Below are 3379 nucleotides of genomic sequence, written 5' to 3'. Positions count from 1 at the left end.
TAAATTTTGATTAAGACAATTTTAAAGACATCGCTGTTGGTACGAAGTGATGTACCCCCCCCTAAAAGTTAGAGTAATTAATCTAATTTTTAGGGGGATATTTTTACGTCAAAATATTCAGATAAATTCAAGTTGAAAATTGTAGAAGAATATCTAAATGGAACCTTGGGGTATAATCTTCTCGCAAGGAAATATAGTATTCCTAGTCGTTCTGTGATCCAAACTTGGGTAAATCAATATCAAATCAACGGCGAGGAAGGGCTTCAAGCTCAAAAAACTAATAATAAATCATTCTTTACCTTTTAAGCTAGATGTTTTAAAATTTAAGCAAGATACAGGTGCATCCTATAAAGAAACCGCGAATGCCTTCGGCATAGCTGAACCATCAATAATTGCGAATTGGAAGCGATCCTACTTAAAAGAAGGCGCTCCTGGTCTAAATAAAAGTAGAGGGAGACCATCTAAGATGCCTAAATCCAATCCTAATCAAGATAAAATAAAACAGAGTAAGAAAGATCAACAAAAGACTGAAACTATTGATGAAATCGAGTTCTTGAAGAAGGAAAATGAATATTTAAAAATTGAGCTGGCTTACTTAAAAAAGTTAAAAGCGCTGGGCTTGAAAGACCCACGCGCAAACAACAAACAAGAATAGTCTACGAATTAACTATTGAAGGATTTCAACTACAAGATATCTTAAAGGTGGCGGAATTACCAGAATCTACATATTACTATCATTTATCCAAAAAAGATCAACCGAATAAAGATGAAGAACTTGAAGAAATCATTTAAGATATTTTCAAAGAATCGAAAGAAACTTACGGATATCGTCGAATTAAAGAAAAGCTAGACGACATTGGCCTTCAAATAAATCACAAACGGGTTTTACGTTTGACGAATAAAATAGGGATCAAATGTACCAAGTTTTCACGCAAGACACGACGATACAATTCTTAATAAAGACACAGGCACAGTAGGTAAAATCGCTAGTAATCGAGTGAATCGTCGTTTTACAACACCATTCCCTTTACAAAAACTAGTTACAGATGCCACAGAGTTTAAATGTCTAAATGGTGAAAAATTATATTTAAGTCCGATAATGGACTTATATAATCTTGAAATTATTTCCTTTAAAATTTTAAAGAGACCCACTTTAGATCTTGTGATTGATCCTTTGAAGGAAGCTTTATCCATTATCCGAAAGCACGCTAGCTATCGAACAACGATTCACAGTGATCAGGGCTGGCAGCATCAGCATAATTCCGAAAAACAGGCCAGTTAAAGTAGAGACAGAGGTTGCTAGCAGAATCGATTAAAAAGTCAGAATCGGTTGAAGATGCATAAAGCTCCCTACAATCATTGCTACTCCGTAACCAAATAATAATCCAATAATCCCGCCAATAAGTGTAATGACACCTTCTTCTAAAACAAATTGAATCATATATTTATTTGAAATTGTCATAATTTTATTTTTAAGTACATATATGACCAATTCAAGTTGTTCAAAGAATAAAGACGCTACTCAAAAAGCGAGCTGCGCCTTGATATAATATTCTGAAATCCAGTGTGAAATAGACTGTAGAAACAACCATAATTAGTCATAGTATTTTGCATTACTATTAAAACAATTAAGAAGTTTATTTACTGTATAAATAATTTTTTTGATTAGTAATAAACAGCTTTAGGAGGCTTAGATATCCATTTATTATTCAATTTTTTATAAGAACGAACTGAGTATAAAACAAGAGATATTTTCAGAGATGAAAAAGGTGTATTATTCATTAGTAATCTTTTTTCTTTTATCCAGCTCTAGGTTCTTTAATTTTCTAGATTACTCTTACAACTAAAGTTATATAAATCAATCGCATTTGGATCTCCTTTTCTTATATCTTACCTTATTTGGAGACTCTATGTTTAACTTGTCCGTTTTCTATGCTAACACCAAGTTGAAAATGAATTAATTTTAATTTACTTGATTAATAGAGTTTTAATCTCGTAAGGCTTTAATATGAAATTAATTCCTTCTTCCGATGAAATAGATCTACGATTGTAATCTTTTTCCATCAGATTAACTTCACCCCACTCTTTATACTCAAATAATGGATTAACTGATATTTTTCTTCTTCCACCAGTATGATCATGTAATCTGATAATTAAACCATTTTGATCTTCTGTCCTTTTAATCGCATCAACAAATACTGCTGAATCAGAATTAACCTCAATTAACTGTCCAGTATTTTTTATTTCTCCTTCAAGAATTCTAAGAGGACTGTTTAAACTCCAAGCTTCATCAGCTACTTTGCCTTGTAAGTAATCTCCTTCATGGGGTAACAAACTATAAACAAATTCATGTTTACCTATATCAGATTCAGGATCTGGAAAAATAGGTCCCTTAAGTAAGGATAGTCTCATTACATTATCCTTTATATCATACCCATACTTACTGTCATTCATTAAAGCAACCCCGTAACCAGTTTCTGATAAATCAGCCCACTGATGACCAACAGTCTCAAATTTAGCCATATCCCAGCTTGTATTCCAATGTGTAGGACGTTTAACATTCCCATATTGAATATCATAAGTAGCTTCATTTGAGCGGATATCTAGCTCAAATGCTGTTTTTAATAATTGTTGTCTTTCATTCCAATCAACAAATGTTTTAAAATCAATTCTTCTAGAGTTACTGTATAGTACCATATCTTGTGATATTTTTGATTTTCCAAACTTATAGGAAAAGTTAACAATTGTATATAAATCATTTGACTCAGTAACTTCAATCTCATTTGCTTTCAAATTTTTTTTCTTTAAATTATAAAATATATCTATATCCCAAGCATCCCAATTCATTGGTTTATCTTCGAACAATTGTAAAACATTTCCATATTGATTTTCTTTTAAGACATTTCTATTAAACTGTTTATCATAAATTTTGTCTAAATGTCCATCTTTATTCCAGCTAATAATATAATAAGGAGTTTGAATTTCATTCCCATCAATAATAAATTCTTCTTCTTTTATTTCACTATTATTTTCGGGCACGAACTCAATAATTTCAGTTCCAAATCCAGGTACTGAATCGATATAAACTTTATAGCCTGAATCAGTTTTGATAGATTTTAACTTATTTTCAAAACTATCAACAAAATATCCTTCAACATTACTATCTAGTAATATATCAATTATATCTCTTCTATTCCAAGCAGATGTGTTAAAAACCGTCCACTTATTTTCAGAGTTACTTAGATTAGTTTTAATGTCTTCATTTAATTTAATAATTTTATCATGTGCCTCAGCATATTCTCTATCAGCATCTTCATAGACCTCTTTAATTGAAGTCCCTGGTATAATATCATGAAATTGATTACGTAATATAATTTTC

The 3379-nt window shown here is 31.0% G+C and carries 6 protein-coding genes and 1 pseudogene; 5 read left to right on the top strand and 2 right to left on the bottom strand.

The features are described 5' to 3' along the window. Positions 1 to 99 precede the first annotated feature (99 nt). The 5 genes and pseudogenes from ACTHW2_RS11505 (at position 100) to ACTHW2_RS11485 (ending at position 1282) form a co-directional block, all read left to right on the top strand. Positions 100 to 306: a transposase gene (locus ACTHW2_RS11505; RefSeq protein ID WP_442264063.1), complete on the top strand. Its 207-nt coding sequence runs from the start codon at positions 100 to 102 to the stop codon at positions 304 to 306. Then, positions 233 to 400: pseudogene (locus ACTHW2_RS11500) on the top strand (hypothetical protein); the annotation flags it as partial. The gene ACTHW2_RS11505 and the pseudogene ACTHW2_RS11500, both read left to right, overlap by 74 nt. A 66-nt stretch (positions 401 to 466) precedes the next feature. After that, entirely contained in the window at positions 467 to 655 is a 189-nt protein-coding gene (locus ACTHW2_RS11495; protein ID WP_442264060.1) for a hypothetical protein, read from the top strand. Positions 656 to 795: 140 nt separating this feature from the next. After that, positions 796 to 957: an IS3 family transposase gene (locus ACTHW2_RS11490; RefSeq protein WP_442264062.1), complete on the top strand. Its 162-nt coding sequence runs from the start codon at positions 796 to 798 to the stop codon at positions 955 to 957. A 40-nt stretch (positions 958 to 997) separates the two neighbouring features. Next, positions 998 to 1282 carry a DDE-type integrase/transposase/recombinase gene (locus ACTHW2_RS11485; RefSeq protein WP_442264059.1) on the top strand — a complete coding sequence of 95 codons (285 nt, stop codon included), beginning with the start codon at positions 998 to 1000 and terminating at the stop codon, positions 1280 to 1282. A 30-nt stretch (positions 1283 to 1312) separates the two neighbouring features. Here the strand turns inward: ACTHW2_RS11485 and ACTHW2_RS11480 are convergent, their stop codons facing one another. After that, complete coding sequence (locus ACTHW2_RS11480; RefSeq protein WP_442264058.1) at positions 1313 to 1492, bottom strand: hypothetical protein; 180 nt, start codon at positions 1490 to 1492, stop codon at positions 1313 to 1315. Positions 1493 to 1968: 476 nt separating this feature from the next. Beyond that, the coding region (locus ACTHW2_RS11475; RefSeq protein WP_442264057.1) for an alpha-mannosidase at positions 1969 to 3379 on the bottom strand (1411 nt) is incomplete at its 5' end.

This window comes from Tissierella sp. (genome assembly GCF_052089545.1).
GTDB lineage: Bacteria > Bacillota > Clostridia > Tissierellales > Tissierellaceae > Tissierella_A.
This window is presented reverse-complemented; position numbering and strand designations above follow the sequence as displayed.

What these genes read in the sequence shown, in the direction of transcription:
- ACTHW2_RS11495 (WP_442264060.1), top strand. Translation starts at nt 467, where the DNA reads ATGCCTAAATCCAATCCTAATCAAGATAAAATAAAACAGAGTAAGAAA.